Annotated in this window: 14 protein-coding genes; 8 read left to right on the forward strand and 6 right to left on the reverse strand. The window is 65.9% G+C overall.

Translation table 11 applies throughout. The features are described from left to right. Positions 1-206: 206 nt before the first annotated feature. Together TGR7_RS01250 and TGR7_RS01255 are read left to right on the forward strand one after the other, a co-directional pair. Positions 207-1,409 carry an outer membrane beta-barrel protein gene (locus tag TGR7_RS01250; protein WP_012636840.1) on the forward strand — a complete coding sequence of 401 codons (1,203 nt, stop codon included), beginning with the start codon at positions 207-209 and terminating at the stop codon, positions 1,407-1,409. A gap of 243 nt (positions 1,410-1,652) precedes the next feature. Then, positions 1,653-2,000 (forward strand): hypothetical protein, encoded by a 348-nt coding sequence (locus TGR7_RS01255; protein ID WP_012636841.1) that lies wholly within the window; start codon positions 1,653-1,655, stop codon positions 1,998-2,000. A gap of 485 nt (positions 2,001-2,485) precedes the next feature. On the opposite strand, the gene hrpA is transcribed toward TGR7_RS01255, so the two are convergent. After that, positions 2,486-6,358, reverse strand: a complete 3,873-nt coding sequence (gene hrpA, locus TGR7_RS01260) for an ATP-dependent RNA helicase HrpA (RefSeq protein ID WP_012636842.1) — start codon at positions 6,356-6,358, stop codon at positions 2,486-2,488. Positions 6,359-6,384: 26 nt separating this feature from the next. Here hrpA and TGR7_RS17705 point away from each other — a divergent pair, with 26 nt between their 5' ends. From TGR7_RS17705 to TGR7_RS01285, 6 genes are all read left to right on the forward strand, one after another. Further along, entirely contained in the window at positions 6,385-6,720 is a 336-nt protein-coding gene (locus TGR7_RS17705) for a hypothetical protein (RefSeq protein ID WP_245523012.1), read from the forward strand. Then, positions 6,717-6,914 (forward strand): DUF2283 domain-containing protein, encoded by a 198-nt coding sequence (locus TGR7_RS01265; RefSeq protein ID WP_012636844.1) that lies wholly within the window; start codon positions 6,717-6,719, stop codon positions 6,912-6,914. Before TGR7_RS17705 ends, TGR7_RS01265 begins: the two co-directional genes overlap by 4 nt. A gap of 85 nt (positions 6,915-6,999) precedes the next feature. Then, positions 7,000-7,266 (forward strand): hypothetical protein, encoded by a 267-nt coding sequence (locus tag TGR7_RS01270; protein WP_012636845.1) that lies wholly within the window; start codon positions 7,000-7,002, stop codon positions 7,264-7,266. Positions 7,267-7,491: 225 nt separating this feature from the next. Beyond that, positions 7,492-7,866, forward strand: a complete 375-nt coding sequence (locus tag TGR7_RS01275; protein ID WP_012636846.1) for a rhodanese-like domain-containing protein — start codon at positions 7,492-7,494, stop codon at positions 7,864-7,866. Between the two features lie 80 nt (positions 7,867-7,946). Beyond that, positions 7,947-10,394, forward strand: a complete 2,448-nt coding sequence (locus tag TGR7_RS01280; protein ID WP_081434308.1) for a Lon protease family protein — start codon at positions 7,947-7,949, stop codon at positions 10,392-10,394. Further along, positions 10,369-11,061 (forward strand): hypothetical protein, encoded by a 693-nt coding sequence (locus TGR7_RS01285; protein WP_012636848.1) that lies wholly within the window; start codon positions 10,369-10,371, stop codon positions 11,059-11,061. Before TGR7_RS01280 ends, TGR7_RS01285 begins: the two co-directional genes overlap by 26 nt. Before the next feature lie 467 nt (positions 11,062-11,528). Here TGR7_RS01285 and TGR7_RS01290 read toward each other — a convergent pair whose 3' ends face one another. The 5 genes from TGR7_RS01290 to TGR7_RS01310 form a co-directional block, all read right to left on the reverse strand. Beyond that, complete coding sequence (locus tag TGR7_RS01290) at positions 11,529-12,206, reverse strand: protein-L-isoaspartate(D-aspartate) O-methyltransferase (RefSeq protein WP_012636849.1); 678 nt, start codon at positions 12,204-12,206, stop codon at positions 11,529-11,531. Between the two features lie 466 nt (positions 12,207-12,672). Beyond that, positions 12,673-13,281 (reverse strand): SPOR domain-containing protein, encoded by a 609-nt coding sequence (locus tag TGR7_RS01295; protein WP_012636850.1) that lies wholly within the window; start codon positions 13,279-13,281, stop codon positions 12,673-12,675. Beyond that, on the reverse strand, positions 13,281-15,041 hold the full coding sequence (gene argS / locus TGR7_RS01300) for an arginine--tRNA ligase (protein WP_012636851.1): 1,761 nt from the start codon (positions 15,039-15,041) through the stop codon (positions 13,281-13,283). Before argS ends, TGR7_RS01295 begins: the two co-directional genes overlap by 1 nt. Positions 15,042-15,201: 160 nt before the next feature. After that, positions 15,202-15,705, reverse strand: coding sequence for a hypothetical protein (locus tag TGR7_RS01305; RefSeq protein ID WP_012636852.1), 504 nt, complete (start codon positions 15,703-15,705; stop codon positions 15,202-15,204). Positions 15,706-16,279: 574 nt separating this feature from the next. Then, on the reverse strand, positions 16,280-17,020 hold the full coding sequence (locus TGR7_RS01310; RefSeq protein ID WP_012636853.1) for a competence/damage-inducible protein A: 741 nt from the start codon (positions 17,018-17,020) through the stop codon (positions 16,280-16,282). Positions 17,021-17,089: the final 69 nt, after the last annotated feature.

Consider the following 17,089-nt stretch of genomic DNA (forward strand, 5'->3'; position numbering starts at 1 on the left):
TTATTCTATGCCCGATCCGATTCCACTGCAGTGACTGATCGGTGTTTATGACAACGCGTTGATGAGGGTCATGGTCAGGGTACCGGGATTGGCCTACGCTCCATGAAAGCTTCCGGATGAGGGGTCTGCTCATGGGTCGTCAGTCAACAAGGCATGTCAGGTCATCAGGCGCACGCGCACTCGCAACGGCCGCATTGGCTGCGGTCATGGCGGCGCCCGCGTCGGGCCAGGTGCTCAGTCCCGAGCGGGATCTGCCAGAACCCGCACAGTTGCCCTCCGCTGAAGCCCCGGCGCCCGAGACGCGCGAGGGTGGATTCAAGTTCACACCGTCCTTCACCTTCGCCTACCAGTACGACGACAACCTCTACGCCACGGACAGCGACACGGTCAGCGATACCGTGCTGAGGGCGAGACTCAATGGCACGCTGGAATCCCAGTGGCAGCGTCACGCCCTGAAGCTGGAGGCCGGCACCACCATTTCCCGCTACATGGATTTCAGTTCCGAGGACACGGAGGATTACTGGCTGAACCTCTCCGGGCGCCGGGACCTCAGCCCGCGGAGCAACCTGTTCGGCGGCGTCTCGGTCGAGCGCGCCCACGAGGCGCGTGGCACGGCCGAGTCGTTCGGCGGAGACGAGCCGACCCTCTACGACAAGCGACGCATCAACCTGGGTCTGCGCACCGCATCGGGCGCCAACGGGCTCACCCTGGCGGGCAGCGTGGTGGAGTACGACTATCGCAACACGCCGGCGGGTGGCGGCATCCTGTTCAACGATGACCGCGATCGCGTGCATTCCACTTTCGGGGTGCGTGCGAGCCACGACTACAACCCGCGCTGGACCCTCTTCGCCCAGGCCACCTCTGACCTGCGCGACTATGACCTGCGCTTTGATGACGCCCTCTACCAGCGTGATTCCTCGGGCTATCGCGTCTCGGTCGGTGCACGATTCGCCGAGGCCCAAAGACTGCAGGCCGAGTTCATGGTGGGTTACCTGTCCCAGGACTACGACGACCCGCGCTTTGATACGGTGAGCGCGGCGGACTACAAGGCGAGCCTGCGCTGGTTTCTGTCCCGCAGCAGCCACCTGAGCGTGAATCTGGACCAGTCACTGGAGGAGACCACGTTGCCCGGTTCGCCGGGATACCTGTATCGCAAGCTGAGTGGTTCCTGGAGCCAGCGGTTCACGGACAGGCTTTTCGGAAAATTCAGCGCGGCATTCGCCACGGCCGATTATCGGCAGGTGGCATTGGAGGATGATTACTACGATCTCGGCGCGGGGCTGAGCCATGTGCTTGCGAAAGGCATCCTGTTGAACCTGGATTACCGTCATCTGCAGCGGGATTCGAGTCAGCCCGGAGAGGATTTCTCCCGTAATCAGTACACGCTGTCCATATCGGGACGTTTCTGAGGTGCCGCCTTTCACGCAGATGTGCGCGTGGGTAGTTCAAGCAAAGAGTGTCCCGCGTCACGATTTTTTCGTGCGCTGGAGCACGCTTTACAACATGCATGAATGGAAGTGTGTCGGCCGTCAAGATTCTGGCACTTATCCATGGAGCCTGTACGGTCTATAAGCGTCTACTAATAGGACTGAAGCAGAAATTATCCAACCTGTGCTTCGGTCGCGATGACTCAATCATATGAGGATTTTGAGATGACGAAGATCAAGACGTTTGCCGCCGCTGTTGCCCTGGCCTCCCTGTTCACCGGTCCGGTGGCCCTTGCCGATCACAACAGCATCTTCGGAGAAGGCACGGCCAACATGCCGAACGATATTCACAACACCCGGATCGACACCATGGGTGACGATGGTGATGCCTTCGCGGACTTCGTGCGCTACGGCGGCGGTGCTGACTCCGTCAACCGTTTTCTGGATGACGACAGCAGCTCCCTGGTCGCCTCCATGGGCGGCGGCTCGGTGGACACGTCGCGCGGCGCCAGTGCCGCCGGTGGCTCCGCGATGGGCGGCAGTGATGTGACCCGCGGCGGTTCGCGTCGCTGATCTGATCTCTGAGCGTTACCTCAACCATGCCCCGCCACAAGGCGGGGCATTTTTTTGTGCGGCGCGCGAGAGAGTGTCGTGTCTCCGCGGTTCCCCGTGAGCATCGTTTCTTGTGATGGTAAAGCGAAAGACTGGATCCTCTCGCGGAGGCGCAGGGACGCAGAGAAAGTCTTTTGATCAGAAAACCCTGTCACTCCGTGGCTCCGCGAGAGCGGTCGGATTTGTATATGGACCTGGGGATTCGGTTCAAAAAAAATGGTGTCTCTCGCAAAGCCGCCAAGACGCGAAGAAGGGCATTTCATGTCATAAACCCCGCGCCGCCGCGTCTTTGCGAGAGAATGCTTTTTTCGGTAGGAAAACCAAAGGCGGTTCTCCCGCGGAGGCGCAGATTTTGTAGGATGGGCAAAGCAACGCGTGCCTATGCCGAGAGGGTTTGATGGGTGCGCTGCGCTTCACCCATCCTGCGAGCTTCACGAGAGGTGGGTTTAAGCTCCCCCCTTGTCCAACGACTTGCGCGCCTCCTCCAGCCGCTTCACCGAGGCCTTCTCGATCGTGCCGAGTTCCTGGGCGAACAGACCCACGCGCAGTTCCTCGATGAGCCAGCGGTAATGCACCAGCGCCTCTGATGGCGCATCACCCGCGGCCACGAGCCGCGCCTTGCAGTCCTCCCATAAAGGCTCCACGTCCACGCGCATGCGCCGGTCCTTGTCGGGGGCATGATCCAGGCGCTCCAGGCGTTTCTCGATGGCGGCGAGATAGCGGGGGATCTGCTCCAGCCACGGGCGCGGTGTCTCCCGCACGAAGTGCGGCCGCACCAGGTGATCCAGCTGGTCGCGGATGTCGGCGGCCGCCTCGATCCAGGACAGGGGCAGGTTGCCCTTGAGCCGCGCGCGGATGCGCTGGTAGGGGCCGAGGATGCGCGCGCTCAGCTCGCACAGGGCCTGGGTCTCGGACACCAGTTCGCCGCGGCCCGCTTCGAGCCGGGCCTCGAAGCCTTCCCGGTCCCGGGGCCAGGGCTCGGCCATGAACACCCGCTCCACGCCGGCGAACGCCAGGTCATCCTTGAGGGCGTCGCAGCGGTCCACGGGGTTGTACTGCAGACACAGGGTCTGGATGCCGGGCAGGTTGCGGTAGAGGTATTTCACCGGCTCCCGGGCGCGCAGCATGAACAGGCGCCTGAGCCCTGCCCGGTGGATCTGTCGCGCCTTGGCGGGACTGTCGGCCAGGGTGAGGTCCACATGGTCAATGCGATCGACCAGGGCCGGATAGCCGCGTAGCTGCGCACCGTGCTGTTCGAAGCCCACGTGATCCGGCAGCTCGCCGAAGTCCCAGTCCATGAGCCCCTGCCGTTCGAATCCCCGGGGGCGCTGGGCGGCGAAGCTCTCACGGGCCCGGCCGGAGAGCCGGTCACGCAGCTCGGCAAGATCCCGTCCGGTGGCCAGGGTCTGGTTCTTCCTGTCCACCACCCGGTAGCGCAGTTGCAGGTGCGGCTCCAGGGTCTCCGGGCGCCAGGCATCGGCGGGGATCTCGGTGCCGGTGATGGCGCGCAGCACACGGGACAGGGCGAGGGTCAGCGGGCCGTCGGGTGGGCCCAGGCGGCCCAGGCACGCATGGGCGAAATCGGGTGCGGGCACGAAGTTGCGGCGCAGGCCCTTGGGCAGGCTCTTGATCAGCGCGGTGAGCTTTTCCTCCAGCAGGCCGGGCACCAGCCATTCGCCCACGTAGGGATCGAGACCGTTGAGCGCGGCCAGGGGCACGGTGAGCGTCACGCCGTCGTCCTCCGCGCCGGGCTCGAAGCGATAGGAGAGCGGCAGGCGGATGCCGCCGGTCTCCAGGTGGTCGGGGAAGCGTTCCGGGCCCAGGGTGCCGGTGTCCTGTTGCAGCAGGGCCTCGCGGCTGAGCTTGAGGATCTGCGGGTCGTCCCGCTCCGCCTGTTTGCGCCAGCGCTCGAAGGAGGCGGCGTCGTGCACCTCGGCGGGGATGCGGGCGTCGTAGAAGTCGTAGAGCACCTGTTCGTCCGCCAGCAGGTCCCGGCGCCGGCCCCGGGCCTCCAGGTCCTCGATCTCCCGGATCAGGGCCAGGTTGTGCTTGAGCGCCGCTGCCTGGCTGCGCAGCCGCCCGGCCACCAGGCCCTCGCGGATGAACACCCGGCGCGCATCGGCGGGATCGATGCGCCCGTAGTTCACGCGCTTCTTCGGGTGCACCGTGAGCCCGTAGAGGGTGACCCGGTCGTAGGCGCCCACGGTGCCCCGGCGCTCCTCGAAGTGGGGCTCGAAGTAGTGATGCTTGAGCTGGTGGGGCGCGACCGTCTCCAGCCACTCGGGCCGGATGGCGGCGCACTCCCGGGCATAGACCTTGGTGGTCTCGGCGATCTCCGCGGCCATGACCCAGGCGGGCGCCTTCTTGAACAGGCCCGAGGCCGGGTGGATGTGAAAGCGGCGGTTGCGCGCGCCCAGGTAGTCGCCACGTTCGGTCTTGAGGCCCACCTGGCTCACCAGGCCGGCGAGCAGGGCGCGGTGGATGGCCTCCGGCTCCGCCGGCTGCTGGTTTTCCTTGAGCCCCAGTTCCCCGAGGGCCTGGCGCAGTTGCCCGTGCAGATCCTGCCACTCGCGCATGCGGATGAAGGAGAGAAACCCTTCCCGGCACCAGGCGCGCAGCTTGGCCCTGGTGAGGTGGCGCTGCTGCTCGCGCCAGTCGTCCCAGAGCTTCAGCCAGCTAAGAAAATCCGAGCCCGCCTCCCGGTAACGGGCGTGGGCCTCGTCCGCCGCCTGGCGTTTTTCGGCGGGACGCTCCCGGGGGTCCTGGATGGCCAGGAAGGCGACGATGCGCAGCAGTTCCACCACCGCGCCCTCTCGCCCGGCGGCCAGGAGCATGGCGCCCAGGCGAGGGTCCACCGGCAGGCGGGCGAGCTTGCGGCCGGTGCCGGTGATGCGGTGTCTGCCGTCCACCGCGCCCAGTTCCTCCAGCAGCTTGAAGCCGTCGCGGATCAGGCGCGGGTCCGGCGGGTCCACGAAGGGGAAGTGTTCCGGATCGCCCAGGCCCAGGTTGGCCATCTGCAGGATCACCGAGGCCAGGTTGGAGCGCAGGATCTCCGGGTCGGTGAACGCGGGGCGCAGGGTGAAATCGTCCTCCGAGTACAGGCGGATGCACACGCCCGGTCCCAGACGGCCGCAGCGGCCGGAACGCTGATTGGCGGAGGCCTGGGACACCGGCTCGAGCGACAGGCGCTGCACCCGGGAGCGCCAGGCATAGCGGGCGATGCGCGCCAGACCCGTGTCCACCACGTAACGGATGCCCGGCACTGTGAGCGCGGTCTCCGCCACGTTGGTGGCCAGAACCACGCGCCGGCCCGTGTGGGGGGCGAAGACCTTGTTCTGCTCGGTGGCCGAGAGGCGCGCGTACAGGGGCAGGATCTCGGTGTGCCTGGGGTGATGCTTGCGCAGGGCCTCCGCCGCCTCGCGGATCTCCCGCTCGCCGGGCAGGAACACCAGCACGTCGCCCGGTCCCTCGGCGGCCAGCTCGTCCACCGCCTCCAGCAGCGCGGTGTTCAGGTCCCGCTCGCTGTCCTCGTCCTCCGACTGCACCGGCCGGTAGCGGGTCTCCACCGGGTAGGTGCGACCCGGCACCTGGTAGATGGGCGCCTCACCAAAGTGGGCGGCGATGCGATCCGGGTCCAGGGTGGCGGAAGTGATGATCAGCTTCAGGTCCGGGCGCCTGGGCATGAGGCCCTTGAGGTAGCCCAACAGGAAGTCGATGTTGAGGCTTCGCTCGTGGGCCTCGTCGATGATCAACGTGTCGTAGGCCCGCAGGTCCGGATCGCTGCGCAGTTCGGCGAGCAGGATGCCGTCGGTCATGAGCTTGATATAGCTCTCGGGCCGGGTGTGATCCGAGAAGCGTACCTTGAAGCCCACCGCCTCGCCGATCCGCGAGTCCAGCTCCTCGGCGATGCGGGACGCCACCGAGCGTGCGGCGATGCGTCGGGGCTGGGTGTGGCCGATGAGTCCGTCCACGCCGCGCCCCAGTGCCAGGCAGATCTTGGGCAGCTGGGTGGTCTTGCCGGAGCCGGTCTCGCCGCAGATCACCACGACCGGGTGCTCGCTGATCAGCTTGGCGATTTCGTCCCGGTGTTCCGAGACCGGCAGGTCCTCGGGGAAGCGGGTTATGGGCAGACTGGCCAGGCGCGCCGCACGGGCCGCGCGGGAGGCCTCGATGCGGCCTTCCAGATCCACCGCCATGCGGTCGGCGGGCTTGCCCGAGGCGATGCGCCTTTGCAGGCGCGCAAGGTCGCGGGCCAGGGCATCGCGGTCCCGGGACAGGCACTCGGAGATCAGGGCGGACAGGGTGTCGGGGGAGATCAAGGGCGGAATGGACAGGATGATTCGGGATGAACAGGATACTGCAGATGGCTGGGTTGCAGGAGGTCTATACTTGGCCTGGGGACCCGGTGGAAGGGTTTCAGCATGCCGAGAAAGGACTCTCGCCGGTGAAGACTACACGCTACTTCCAGGCTGTTCGTGCACGGGCTGATCGAGCAATGATTTGTGATGAATGGATTCGGCGGGTCATTGATCGGCCGGAGCGCGAGTCCATTCAGGCAGATGGACGTATTCGCCGATGGGCAAGAATTGCCGAGTACGGTGGAAGATACCTGCGGGTCGTACTGCTGTCCGACGGGGTGACGGTACACAACGCATTTTTCGACAGAGGTTTCAGGCCATGAAGCTCAAGTATTTCGAGGATACGGACACCCTCTACATCGAGTTCCGAAGCGATGACATCGCGGAGTCGAGGGATCTCGACGAGAACACCGTGATTGATCTGGATGCTCAGGGAAACGTCTGCGCAATCACGTTCGAACATGCCAGCAAGAGGACGGATGTGCATCACCTGACCCTGGAGGGAATCGCAGCGTAGGGAAGGTCACGGTGACCGCATTGCATTTCAGTGTGGCCGGTATGGGCTGCACGATGTTCGATTTCAACCACTGAAGGAAGGAACCATGAAGCGTGGAACGCAAAAAACGGATCGGGAATTCCATCGTCGTATTCTCATGCTGGAAGTCTCCGGCATCCCGGGATACCTGCTGGTCGGCCTCGGCCTGTTCGGGTATTTCGATGACAATCCCGGGGCGCTTCACCCGCTGCTGGGTGATGCAAACATGGTGGCGGTGATCCTGGCAGTAGGTGGTGCGCTCATGCTCATCAATCTCGGCCTGGTCACGCGTCTGATCATCGAGCGAGGACGGCGCCAGCGCGCAGGGGCATGAGCGCTCGGTGGGTGGTCTCTAATCAGGCCGCCCCGGATTGCATCTGCGGCTGGACGATGCGGGTGCATCCGGTTCGATATGGCGTGAACCGCGAACTGGAAGAGGGATCGGGGATGGACGCGACCCGCTGCTGTTTAATCCATCTCCCCCAACACCCCCCTGGAGATTGAACATCCGGTCATCATGAGTGTCTCACCGAATCCAATTCTGTAGAGCTGACATGCCATGAAACATTCCGAAGAATTTCTGCGTCTTGCCAACGAGGCCCGTGAACGCATCCAGGAAGTGGATCCCGCCCAGGTGGATGAGAAGCGTGGGGCCGGCGCAGTGGTCATCGACGTGCGTGACCGGGAGGAGTATGAGCAGGGGCACATGGAAGGGGCCACCAATGTGAGCAGAGGTACCCTGGAGATGCGTATCAGCGAGGTGGTGCCGGACAAGGATGCCCCCATCATCTGCTATTGCTCAGGTGGCAACCGCGGCGCCCTGGCCGCCGACACCCTGCAGAGGATGGGTTACAGGAATGCCGTGTCCATCGCCGGGGGCCTCAAGGCCTACATGGACGCCCTGGCCAGGAAGTCGTCTTCTCAGGATTCGTGAGAGATGAGTCCCCCCGTAGGGGATCTGCTATGTTTCCGGATGAGGGCGCCCTGATCGCGCCCGACCCGGAGTCCCACTGGATGTCTGAATCCCACAAGAAGAAGTCTTCACCGGACGGCCCGTCCGCCACAGCACTTTCCGCGGATGCCCTGTTCCACGGCTGCGATCCGGCCCTGCTGGATTTCGAGACCACCGCCGATCTTCCCGATCTGGATCATGTCATGGGCCAGGAGCGTGCCCTGGAGGCCCTGGACTTCGGCATCGAGATGGCCCATGAGGGCTACAACCTCTACGTGCTCGGTTCCACGGGCCTGGGCAAGCGCAGCCTGGTGAACCGGCTGCTGGGCGAGTCCGCGGCCAGGCGCCCGGTGCCCAGCGACTGGTGCTACATCAACGACTTCGACACCCCCCATCGTCCCCGCGCCCTGCGCCTGCCGGCGGGTACGGGTCAGGCCCTGCGCCGGGACATGCAGCAGGCCGTGGAGGACATCATCACTGCCCTGGCTGCGGCCTTCCAGAGCGAGGCATACCGCAGCCAGGCCCAGGAAATCCACGACGAATTCAAGGAGCGTGACGAGCAGGCATTTGCCGCCCTGCGCGAGAAGGCCGAGCGCGAGCACGTGGTGCTGTTGCGCACCCCGGGTGGCTACACCCTTGCGCCCACCCGCGAGGGTGAGATCCTGGACGCCGACGACTTCGCCAAGCTGCCGGAGGATGAGCAGAAGGCCATCGAGAAAGTGGTGGAGGAACTCAAGCAGGACCTCAAGCAGCTCATCGCCCAGATCCCCCGCTGGCAACGGGAGATGCGCGAGCGCCACAAGGAGCTGAGCCTCAGCGTCTCCAGCTTCACCCTGGACCAGCACCTGGGGGAACTGCGCAGGAAATACCAGGATCTGGACGAGGTGCAGGCCTACATCGACGCCCTGCGCAAGGACCTGCTGGAGAACGCCGAGCAGATCCGCAGCCTGGGCGAGGAGGAGGGCGGCGGCCCCAATCCCGCCGGGCAGGCGGCCCGCCAGCTCAACCGCTACAAGATCAACGTGCTGGTGGACCACGCGCACACCGAGGGCGCGCCAGTGGTCTACGAGGACAATCCCACCTACCAGAACCTGGTGGGCCGGGTGGAACACACGGTGCAGTTCGGCACCCTGGTCACCGATTTCTCCCTGATCAAGTCCGGCGCCCTGGCCCGGGCCAACGGCGGCTACCTGGTGCTGGATGCGGACAAGGTGCTGAGCCATGCCTTTGCCTGGCAGGGACTCAAGCGTGCCCTGCGCGCCAGGGAGGTGCGCATCGAATCCCTGGAGGCCATGCTCAGCATCGCCAGCACCACGACCCTGGAGCCGGAGCCCATTCCCCTGGACCTGAAGGTGGTCCTGGTGGGCGACCGCCTGCTCTACTACCTGCTCCAGGAATACGATCCGGAGTTCGGCCGCCTATTCAAGGTGGCCGCGGATTTCTCCGAGGACATCCGCCGGGACGACGAAGCCACCCGGCTGTACGCGCGCCTGATCGCCTCCCGGCAGAGAACGGCAAATCTGCGTCCCCTGGGCCGGGATGCGGTGGCCCGGGTGATCGAGCAGGCCGCGCGCCGCGCCGAGGACGGCGAGCGCCTGTCCCTGCACATGGGCAGCCTGGATGACCTGCTGCGTGAGGCGGACTACTGGGCCGGCAAGGCGGGTGCCGAGCGGGTGCAGGCCGAGCATGTGCAGCAGGCCGTCGCGGCGGGCATCCGCCGTGCCAGTCGCATTCGCGAACGGGTGCACGAGGAGATCACGCGCGGCATCCAGCTGGTGGACGTGGACGGCGAGCGCATCGGCCAGGTCAACGGCCTGTCGGTGATCAGCCTGGGCGAGTTCAGCTTCGGCCGCCCCTCGCGCATCACCGCCACCGCGCGCCTGGGCGAGGGCGAGGTGGTGGATATCGAGCGGGAGGTGGAACTGGGCGGCGCCATCCATTCCAAGGGCGTGCTGATCCTCTCCAGCTATCTGGCCTGGCGTTACAGCACCGACCTGCCCCTGTCGCTCGCCGCGAGCCTCACCTTCGAACAGTCCTACGGCCTGGTGGAGGGCGACAGCGCCTCGGTGGCGGAGCTGTGCGCCCTGCTCTCGGTGCTCGCGGACGCGCCCATCCGCCAGTCCCTGGCGGTGACCGGCTCCGTAAACCAGCACGGCGAGGTGCAGGCCATCGGCGGCGTGAATGAGAAGATCGAGGGCTTCTTCGATGTCTGCGCCGCCCGGGGGCTCACGGGCCGCCAGGGCGTGATCATCCCGGCCAGCAACCGTCCTCATCTCATGCTGCGCCATGACGTGGTGGAGGCGGTGCGCGAGGGTCGCTTCCACGTCCATGCGGTGAGCCACGTGGACCAGGCCTCCACCCTGCTCACGGGCCTGCAGGCCGGCGTGCCCGACGAGGCCGGGCAATGGCCGCCGGAAAGCCTCAATGCACGGGTGCAGGCGCGGCTGACCACCCTGGCGCAGTTGCGCCAGGCCTTCTCGGGGCGTGACGGTGACAACCCGCCTCACTGAGCTGCGCCTCAAGCGCATCCTGCTGGCCATGGACGTGTCCGGGCCGATGCCCGCCACCCTGTCCTTCGCCGTGACCCTGGCCGCTCGCTTCGAGGCTGAGTTCCAGGCCCTGGTGCTTGCCCAGACCCAGCTGGCGCGGGCCGCGGCGCTGCCCTTTGCCACGGAGGTCAGCCTGCTGGCCGGCATGGAGCGCCGCCTCAGCACGGCCAGTCTGCAACGCAGCCTGGAGGGCCTGAGCGCCCGGCTCAACGCCATGATCACGGAGCTGACCGCGCCCGCACGGGTGCCCTGGTCCCTGGCACCGGCCGGCAAGTCCGCCTGGGAGGAACTGCTGCTGGAACTTGGGGAAGGCAGTCTGCTGGTGCTTGGCCATGACGGCCATCACCTGCCCGTCGCCGGCGGACCCGTCGAGGACGGCGTGTGTGTCCTCTACGACGACAGCCCCGCCGGTCATGCCGCCCTGGCCCTGGCCGATGCCCTGGACCGCCGGGCGACCCCGTTGCACGTCGCCTCCGGAGACGAACCTTCAGCGACGCGCGTGCTCGCGCGTCTTACATCCCTGCGGCCCCGCATCCTGATCCTGCCGGCGGCCTTCCTCGCCCAACACGCGGCCGCGCTGCGTCCGCTGCTGACACGCCTGGGATGCACGGTGCTGGTGGTCGGGTAGGTTGGGGTGAGCGAAGCGAACCCCAACAGGGCGTACGACGAAAATCAAAAGCGATTCTCTCGCGGAGGCGCAGAGACGCGGAGAAAGGCTATTGATCATAATTCTCCAGTGCCTCTGTGGCTCCGTGAGAGTATGGGTTTTGGGTTTGACTTCGAGGCTTCGGTTCAAAACGAAAGCCGGGTCCTCTCACGGGGGCACGGAGCCACGGAGGAAAGGCACTGGGTTCAAAAAATCGAAAATCCATTCTCTCGCAGAGGCGCAGAGGCGCGGAGAAAAAACCTTGATCAGAAAACCCCGTGTCTCTGTGGCTCCGTGAGAGTATGGGCTTTGGGTTTGGCTTCGAGGCCCAGGTTCAAAACAAAAGCCAGGCCCTCTCACGGAGACACTGAGCCACGGAGGAATGGTTTTTCATTTCAAAACCCCTGCGCCTCCGCGCCTCTGCGAGAGAACAGGTTTTAAAATCCAACCTACGGGACATCCTCTTTCCCCACCAGCGGCACGAAGACCACGGCCAGAATGCTGCGGGTCTTGAGTTCGCCGTCCTCGCCCTTGATGCCCAGGACCAGGTCCTGGCCGTACCAGCCGGTGTTCACCGGGATCACCATGCGTCCACCGGGGCGCAGCTGATCCACCAGGGCCTCGGGGATGTCCTCGGCGGCGGCGGTGACGATCACAGCGTCGAAGGGCGCCGCCTCGGGCCAGCCCAGGCGGCCATTGCCGGCGCGCACGTGGACGTTGCCGTAGCCCATCTCTTCGAGGCGGGTCTTTGCCTGCGCCGCCAGTTCCGGCACCACCTCGATGCTGTAGACCTCCCCGGCGAGCTCCCCCAGCAGGGCCGCCTGGTAGCCGGAGCCGGTGCCGATCTCCAGCACCCGGCTCTCTGGCGTGAGCTCCAGGAGCTGAGTCATCAACGCCACCACGTAGGGCTGGGAGATGGTCTGCCCGTAGCCGATGGACAGCGCCGTGTTCTCCCAGGCCATGTCCAGGCTGCGCTCCGGCACGAAGCGGTCCCGGGGCACCTGGCGGATGGCCTCCAGGATGCGCGGGTCCGGGGCGTCCAGGCCGGTACTGCCGGCGGTCTCGCGGAAGTCACGCTTGAGGGTGTCGATCAGGGCCTGGATGTATTTGCGGCGTTGTTCGTGCATGGGAGTGCCCCGCGTGTCTCCATCCTCTAAATGTAGCGCTTCGGGGCGGGATCGGTGCTGATATGGGAGGGAAAACCTGATCCTCTCACGGGGGCACGGAGCCACGGAGAAAAGGCTCCTTATTCAATCAACCTGAAATGCGATTCTCTCGCGGAGGCGCTGGGACGCGGGGAAAGGCATTTGATCAGAAAACCCCGCGCCTCCGCGCCTCTGCGAGAGGATGGGTTTTGTGCGGGAGAGAAAACCACAAAAACGATGTTCTCGCGGAGGCGCAGGGACGCAGAGAAAGGCGCTTGATCAGGAAACCCCGTGCCCCCGTGGCTCCGTGAGAGGACAGGGTGTTGTCCGGCTTCGGGACTTCATGGAAAACCTTATCTCTCGCAAAGCCGCGAAGGCGCCAAGAAAATCGATCAAAAGAATTTCTTAGCGTCTTTGCGTCTTCGCGAGAGACCGGGTTTGACCGAGATCAGCCCGATTCGGGCAGCTTCATGAGCAGGGTCTGGATCTGGTTGGCGTGCAGACGCTCGCGCACCTTATTCAGCTCTGCGGTGTCGCGGAAGGGGCCGACGCGCACCCGGTGCCAGGTGTCGGAATTGACCTGCACCCGCTGGATGTCCGCCTGCACGCCGAGCAGGGCCAGGCTGGCCTTCATGCGGTCGGCCTCCTGGAACTGGCGGAAGGAGCCGGCCTGGAGCATGTACACGCCGGGCTCCTCCACCCGCTGGGGCGCGGGGGCGGGCTCGCCGGGGCGGCTGGGGCGGGTCTCCGGTTCGGGGACCACCACTTCCAGCTCCGGCAGCATGGTGTAGAAGTCGAAGCGCGGGCGGGGCGGGGCCGGGATCTCCTCGGCCTGCGGGCGGCGTACGTCCCGGGTCTCCCGCGGGGCGGGGGCCGGTGCCGGGGTCGCCGCCACCCGGGGTTCGGCGGGGGCGCTGTCGCGGCCGTCCAGGTAGACCAGGAAGGCGGCGAACAGGCCCACGGTCAGGCCCGCCACACCCCACACCCAGCCGGGCACACCGCTGGACTTCTTCTTGCGACTACGGCTGGTGGAATGCTTGTAGTCCCGGGTGGCCATCACATCTCCTGGGGTGCGGAGACCCCCAGCAGGCCCAGGCCGTTGGCGATCACCTGGCGTACTGCCAGGATCAGGCTCAGGCGCGCGTCACGGATCGCCGGCTCGTCCACCAGGAACTGGTGGGCGTTGTAGTAGGTGTGGAAGTCGTTGGCCAGCTCGCGCAGGTAGTTGGCGATCTGGTGCGGTTCCTCCACCAGGGCTGCGGCCTCGATGACTTCCGGGAAGCGCGCCAGTGTCGCCAGGATCTCCTGCTCGTGGGACTCGGTGAGCAGGGACAGCTTGGCCTCGCCGTGGGACGGGTCATGTTTCAGGCCCTTGGCCTCCATCTGGCGCAGCACACTGCACACCCGGGCGTGGGCGTACTGGATGTAGTAGACCGGGTTGTCGGCGGACTGGGACTTGGCCAGGTCCAGGTCGAAGTCCAGGTGCTGCTCGCAGCGGCGCATCACGTAGAAGAAGCGCGCCGCGTCCTTGCCCACCTCCTCGCGCAGCTCCCGCAGGGTGACGAAGGAGCCGGAGCGGGTAGACATCTGCACCCGCTCGCCGCCCCGGTAGAGGATGGCGAACTGCACCAGCAGCACGTCCAGGCGGGTCTCGTCCTCGCCCAGCGCCTTCAAGGCCGCCTTCACACGGGGCACGTAGCCGTGGTGGTCGGCGCCCCAGACATCGATGACCCGGTCATAGCCCCGTTCCATCTTGTCCATGTGGTAGGCGATGTCCGAGGCGAAGTAGGTGGTCTGGCCGTTGTCCCGCTGCACCACCCGGTCCTTCTCGTCGCCGAAGTCGGTGGAACGGAACCACAGGGCGCCGTCCTTCTCGTACAGGTGTCCGGCCTCGCGCAGGCGCTCGATGGCCAGGTTCACGGCACCCTTGTCGGTGAGCGAGCGCTCCGAGTACCAGGTGTCGTAGGTGACGCCGAACTCGGCCAGGTCGTCCCGGATGTCGTCCAGGATCACGTTCAGGCCCAGTTCGAACACGAAGCGGTAGTGGTTGTCGCCGAGCAGTTCCTTGGCCCGGGCGATCATGGCGTCGATGTACTCCTCCTTGTCGCCGCCGTCCGGTTCGTCCGGGGGCAGGCCGTCGAGGATCTCGGCCGCCTCGCGCTTGTAATGGTCGCCGTGCTCCCGATGCAGGGTGGCGGCGATGTCGTAGACGTAGTCGCCCCGGTAGGCGTTGGTGGGGAACGGCAGTTCCACGCCCGTCAGTTCCAGGTAGCGAAGCCACACGCTGGTGCCCAGGATGTCCATCTGCCGGCCGGCGTCGTTGACGTAGTACTCCCGGTGCACGTCGAAGCCCACCGCCTCCAGCAGGTCCGCCACCGCCGCGCCGTAGGCGGCGCCGCGCCCGTGGCCCACGTGCAGGGGGCCGGTGGGGTTGGCGGAGACGAATTCCACCTGGACCTTCTTGCCCGCGCCCAGCTGGCTCCGGCCATAGCGCTCGCCCTGCTCGCGGATGGTGGCGATCACGGACAGCTTCGCCTGCTCGCCCAGGAACAGGTTGATGAAGCCGGGGCCGGCGATCTCGGTGCGCGCCACCAGGCCGGAGGCCGGCAGGCGGGCGACGATGGCCTCGGCCACGTCCCGGGGCTTCTTCCTGGCCGGCTTGGCCAGCTGCAGGGCCACGTTGGTGGCGAAATCGCCGTGGGCCTTGTCCTTGGTGCGTGTCACCTGCACGTCCACGGCGGTGTCCCCGGGCAGGGTGCCGTCCTGACGGAGTGCATCGATGGCCTGTTCAATGAGCGCCTGGAGCTGGTCTTTCAAAGTGGGAGGGTCCGGCAGAGGTGGATGGGGGAGATCGAAACGCCAATTCTAGCGGTTTGGGGCCTGGCGCCCAAGGGGACACTTGGAAGTACGAAGGGTGAATTGGGAAGTGCGAAGTGAACGGCCTTTTCTTCCCACTTCCCAATTCACCCTTCGTACTTCATTCGAGGTAGGAGTCCATCACCTGCCAGGTGATGTTGCCGTACGCCACCTCGTACTGGAGCAGCATCTGCCCCCGGATGTGGCCGTCCTCGAAGATGGCCAGCACCCAGCGGTCGTTGAGCACGTGGATGCCGTCGGGCAGGAAGTGCATGGTGCCGCCCAGGACCGGCTCGTGGGGGATCAGCTCCGGCTGGTTCAGCAGCTCGTCGCGCAGGCGCTCGGCGGGGTTGGTGATCCCCAGGCGGTTCAGGCGGCGCACCTGGGCATTGGTCAGGCCCACGTCGGCGCGTACCTGCACCTCCCGGTTGAGGTAGCGGGCGAGATGCATCTGCAGGCGCAGGTTCTCTTCGTTGGCGGCGGCCACGTCCTTCTCCAGGCCGGCGCCGCGCAGCATGTAGATGAACAGCACCACCACCAGGAACACCATGAAGCCGGCCCAGGCGATACGTTCCGCCTTGCGGCTGCGGTCGGGGCCCTGGTCGTCAGGGATGTCGTGCGGCATGGGTCTGTACTCCGTATGTTCAAGTGGCGGGCAGTGTGCCGGGGCGTCCGGCGGGCTTCAAGTATCCGGTCTGGGTAAAAACCTACTAAGGCGGTCCTCTCACGGGGGCACGGGGCCACGGAGGGAAAGCAACAAACCCAAAGGCGGTTCTCTCGCGGAGGCGCAGGGGCGTGGAGAAAAGCCTTTGATCAGAAAACCCCGTGTCTCTGTGGCTCCGTGAGAGGATGGGTTTTGGGGTTCGTTCCGAGGCTCCGGTACGAAAACCCGATCTCTCGCGAAGACGCCAAGACGCGAAGAAAGGCACTTCATTATGAATTTCTTTGCGTCTTCGCGAGAGACCTGCCTTCAGGTTTTTCCCCCAAAAGCCTTACCCCGCGCCTCTGCGTCTCTGCGAGAGAATAGGTCTTTTCTCGAAAATCACAGGGCGGTCGAGGCAAAGTCACATCCAGCCCCCGGTGACCGGCAACAAAGCGAGGGGCCTGTGTAGGTCGGGCTTCAGCCCGACAGGCGCGGCTTCGGTGGGCTCCGGCGTCGGGCTGAAGCCCGACCTACGGGTGACTACGGTGAGGTTCTGTTAATTCAGACGCTCCCGCATGACCTCCTGCTCATCGAGCGCCGCCTCCAGCCAGCGGGCCGCCGCCTCAACAGGCTCCTCGGTCCCGGACAGACCCAGCTCGATCTGCTGACGGTGCTCGGTGCTGGGCAGGCTGGCGAGGCGCACGCCGGGGAAGCGGGCGAGCAGCTCCTCCATCATGGGGATCAGCTCGCTCTCGTGGGCCCCCTTGAGCAGCCACAGGCGCTCGATGCGCGGCACCCGGCCGTGCAGGTGCGGATAATGGGTGTCCAAAACCCACTCCACCATGGGCCAGGCCATGTTGGGGAAGCCGGGCACGCAATGGTGATGGCCCAGGCTGAAGCCCGGGACCTGGTTGACCGGGTTGGGGATCAGCCGGCTGCCCTCGGGCAGTTCCGCCATGCGGATGCGGTTGGGGTAGGCGTCGGGGCCGAAGCGCGCCTCCAGGAGGGCCACCGCCTCCGGGTGGCGGGTGATCTCCACCCCGGCGGCCGCCGCCAGGCACTGGCGGGTACGGTCGTCGGGGGTGGCGCCGATGCCGCCGAAGGAGAGCACCAGGTCGCCGCTGGCCAGGGTCTCGCGGAAGGTTCGGGTGAGCAGGTCCGGGTCGTCGCCCACGATCCTCACCCAGGCCAGCTCCATACCGCGCTGGGCCAGGGCCCCGGTGAGGAAGGCCTGGTGCTTGTCCCGGCGTTTGCCGGAGAGGATCTCGTCACCGATGATCAGGGCGCCGATGTGCATGGTGGGTGTCTCGAAAGGCGTTGTCAGCCACAGAGGGCACGGAGGTCACAGAGGACAGACCGCAAAAGG

Source organism: Thioalkalivibrio sulfidiphilus HL-EbGr7 (assembly GCF_000021985.1).
Taxonomy (GTDB): domain Bacteria; phylum Pseudomonadota; class Gammaproteobacteria; order Ectothiorhodospirales; family Ectothiorhodospiraceae; genus Thioalkalivibrio_A; species Thioalkalivibrio_A sulfidiphilus.

Excerpts from the sequence above, each read along its gene's own strand:
- TGR7_RS01275 (WP_012636846.1), top strand. The coding sequence starts at position 7,492 with ATGAAACATTCCGAAGAATTTCTGCGTCTTGCCAACGAGGCCCGTGAA.
- TGR7_RS01270 (WP_012636845.1), top strand. The coding sequence starts at position 7,000 with ATGAAGCGTGGAACGCAAAAAACGGATCGGGAATTCCATCGTCGTATT.
- TGR7_RS01265 (WP_012636844.1), top strand. The coding sequence starts at position 6,717 with ATGAAGCTCAAGTATTTCGAGGATACGGACACCCTCTACATCGAGTTC.
- TGR7_RS01255 (WP_012636841.1), top strand. The coding sequence starts at position 1,653 with ATGACGAAGATCAAGACGTTTGCCGCCGCTGTTGCCCTGGCCTCCCTG.
- TGR7_RS01280 (WP_081434308.1), top strand. The coding sequence starts at position 7,947 with ATGTCTGAATCCCACAAGAAGAAGTCTTCACCGGACGGCCCGTCCGCC.
- TGR7_RS01250 (WP_012636840.1), top strand. The coding sequence starts at position 207 with ATGGCGGCGCCCGCGTCGGGCCAGGTGCTCAGTCCCGAGCGGGATCTG.
- TGR7_RS01305 (WP_012636852.1), bottom strand. The coding sequence starts at position 15,705 with ATGCCGCACGACATCCCTGACGACCAGGGCCCCGACCGCAGCCGCAAG.
- TGR7_RS17705 (WP_245523012.1), top strand. The coding sequence starts at position 6,385 with ATGAACAGGATACTGCAGATGGCTGGGTTGCAGGAGGTCTATACTTGG.
- TGR7_RS01295 (WP_012636850.1), bottom strand. The coding sequence starts at position 13,281 with ATGGCCACCCGGGACTACAAGCATTCCACCAGCCGTAGTCGCAAGAAG.
- TGR7_RS01310 (WP_012636853.1), bottom strand. The coding sequence starts at position 17,020 with ATGCACATCGGCGCCCTGATCATCGGTGACGAGATCCTCTCCGGCAAA.
- TGR7_RS01290 (WP_012636849.1), bottom strand. The coding sequence starts at position 12,206 with ATGCACGAACAACGCCGCAAATACATCCAGGCCCTGATCGACACCCTC.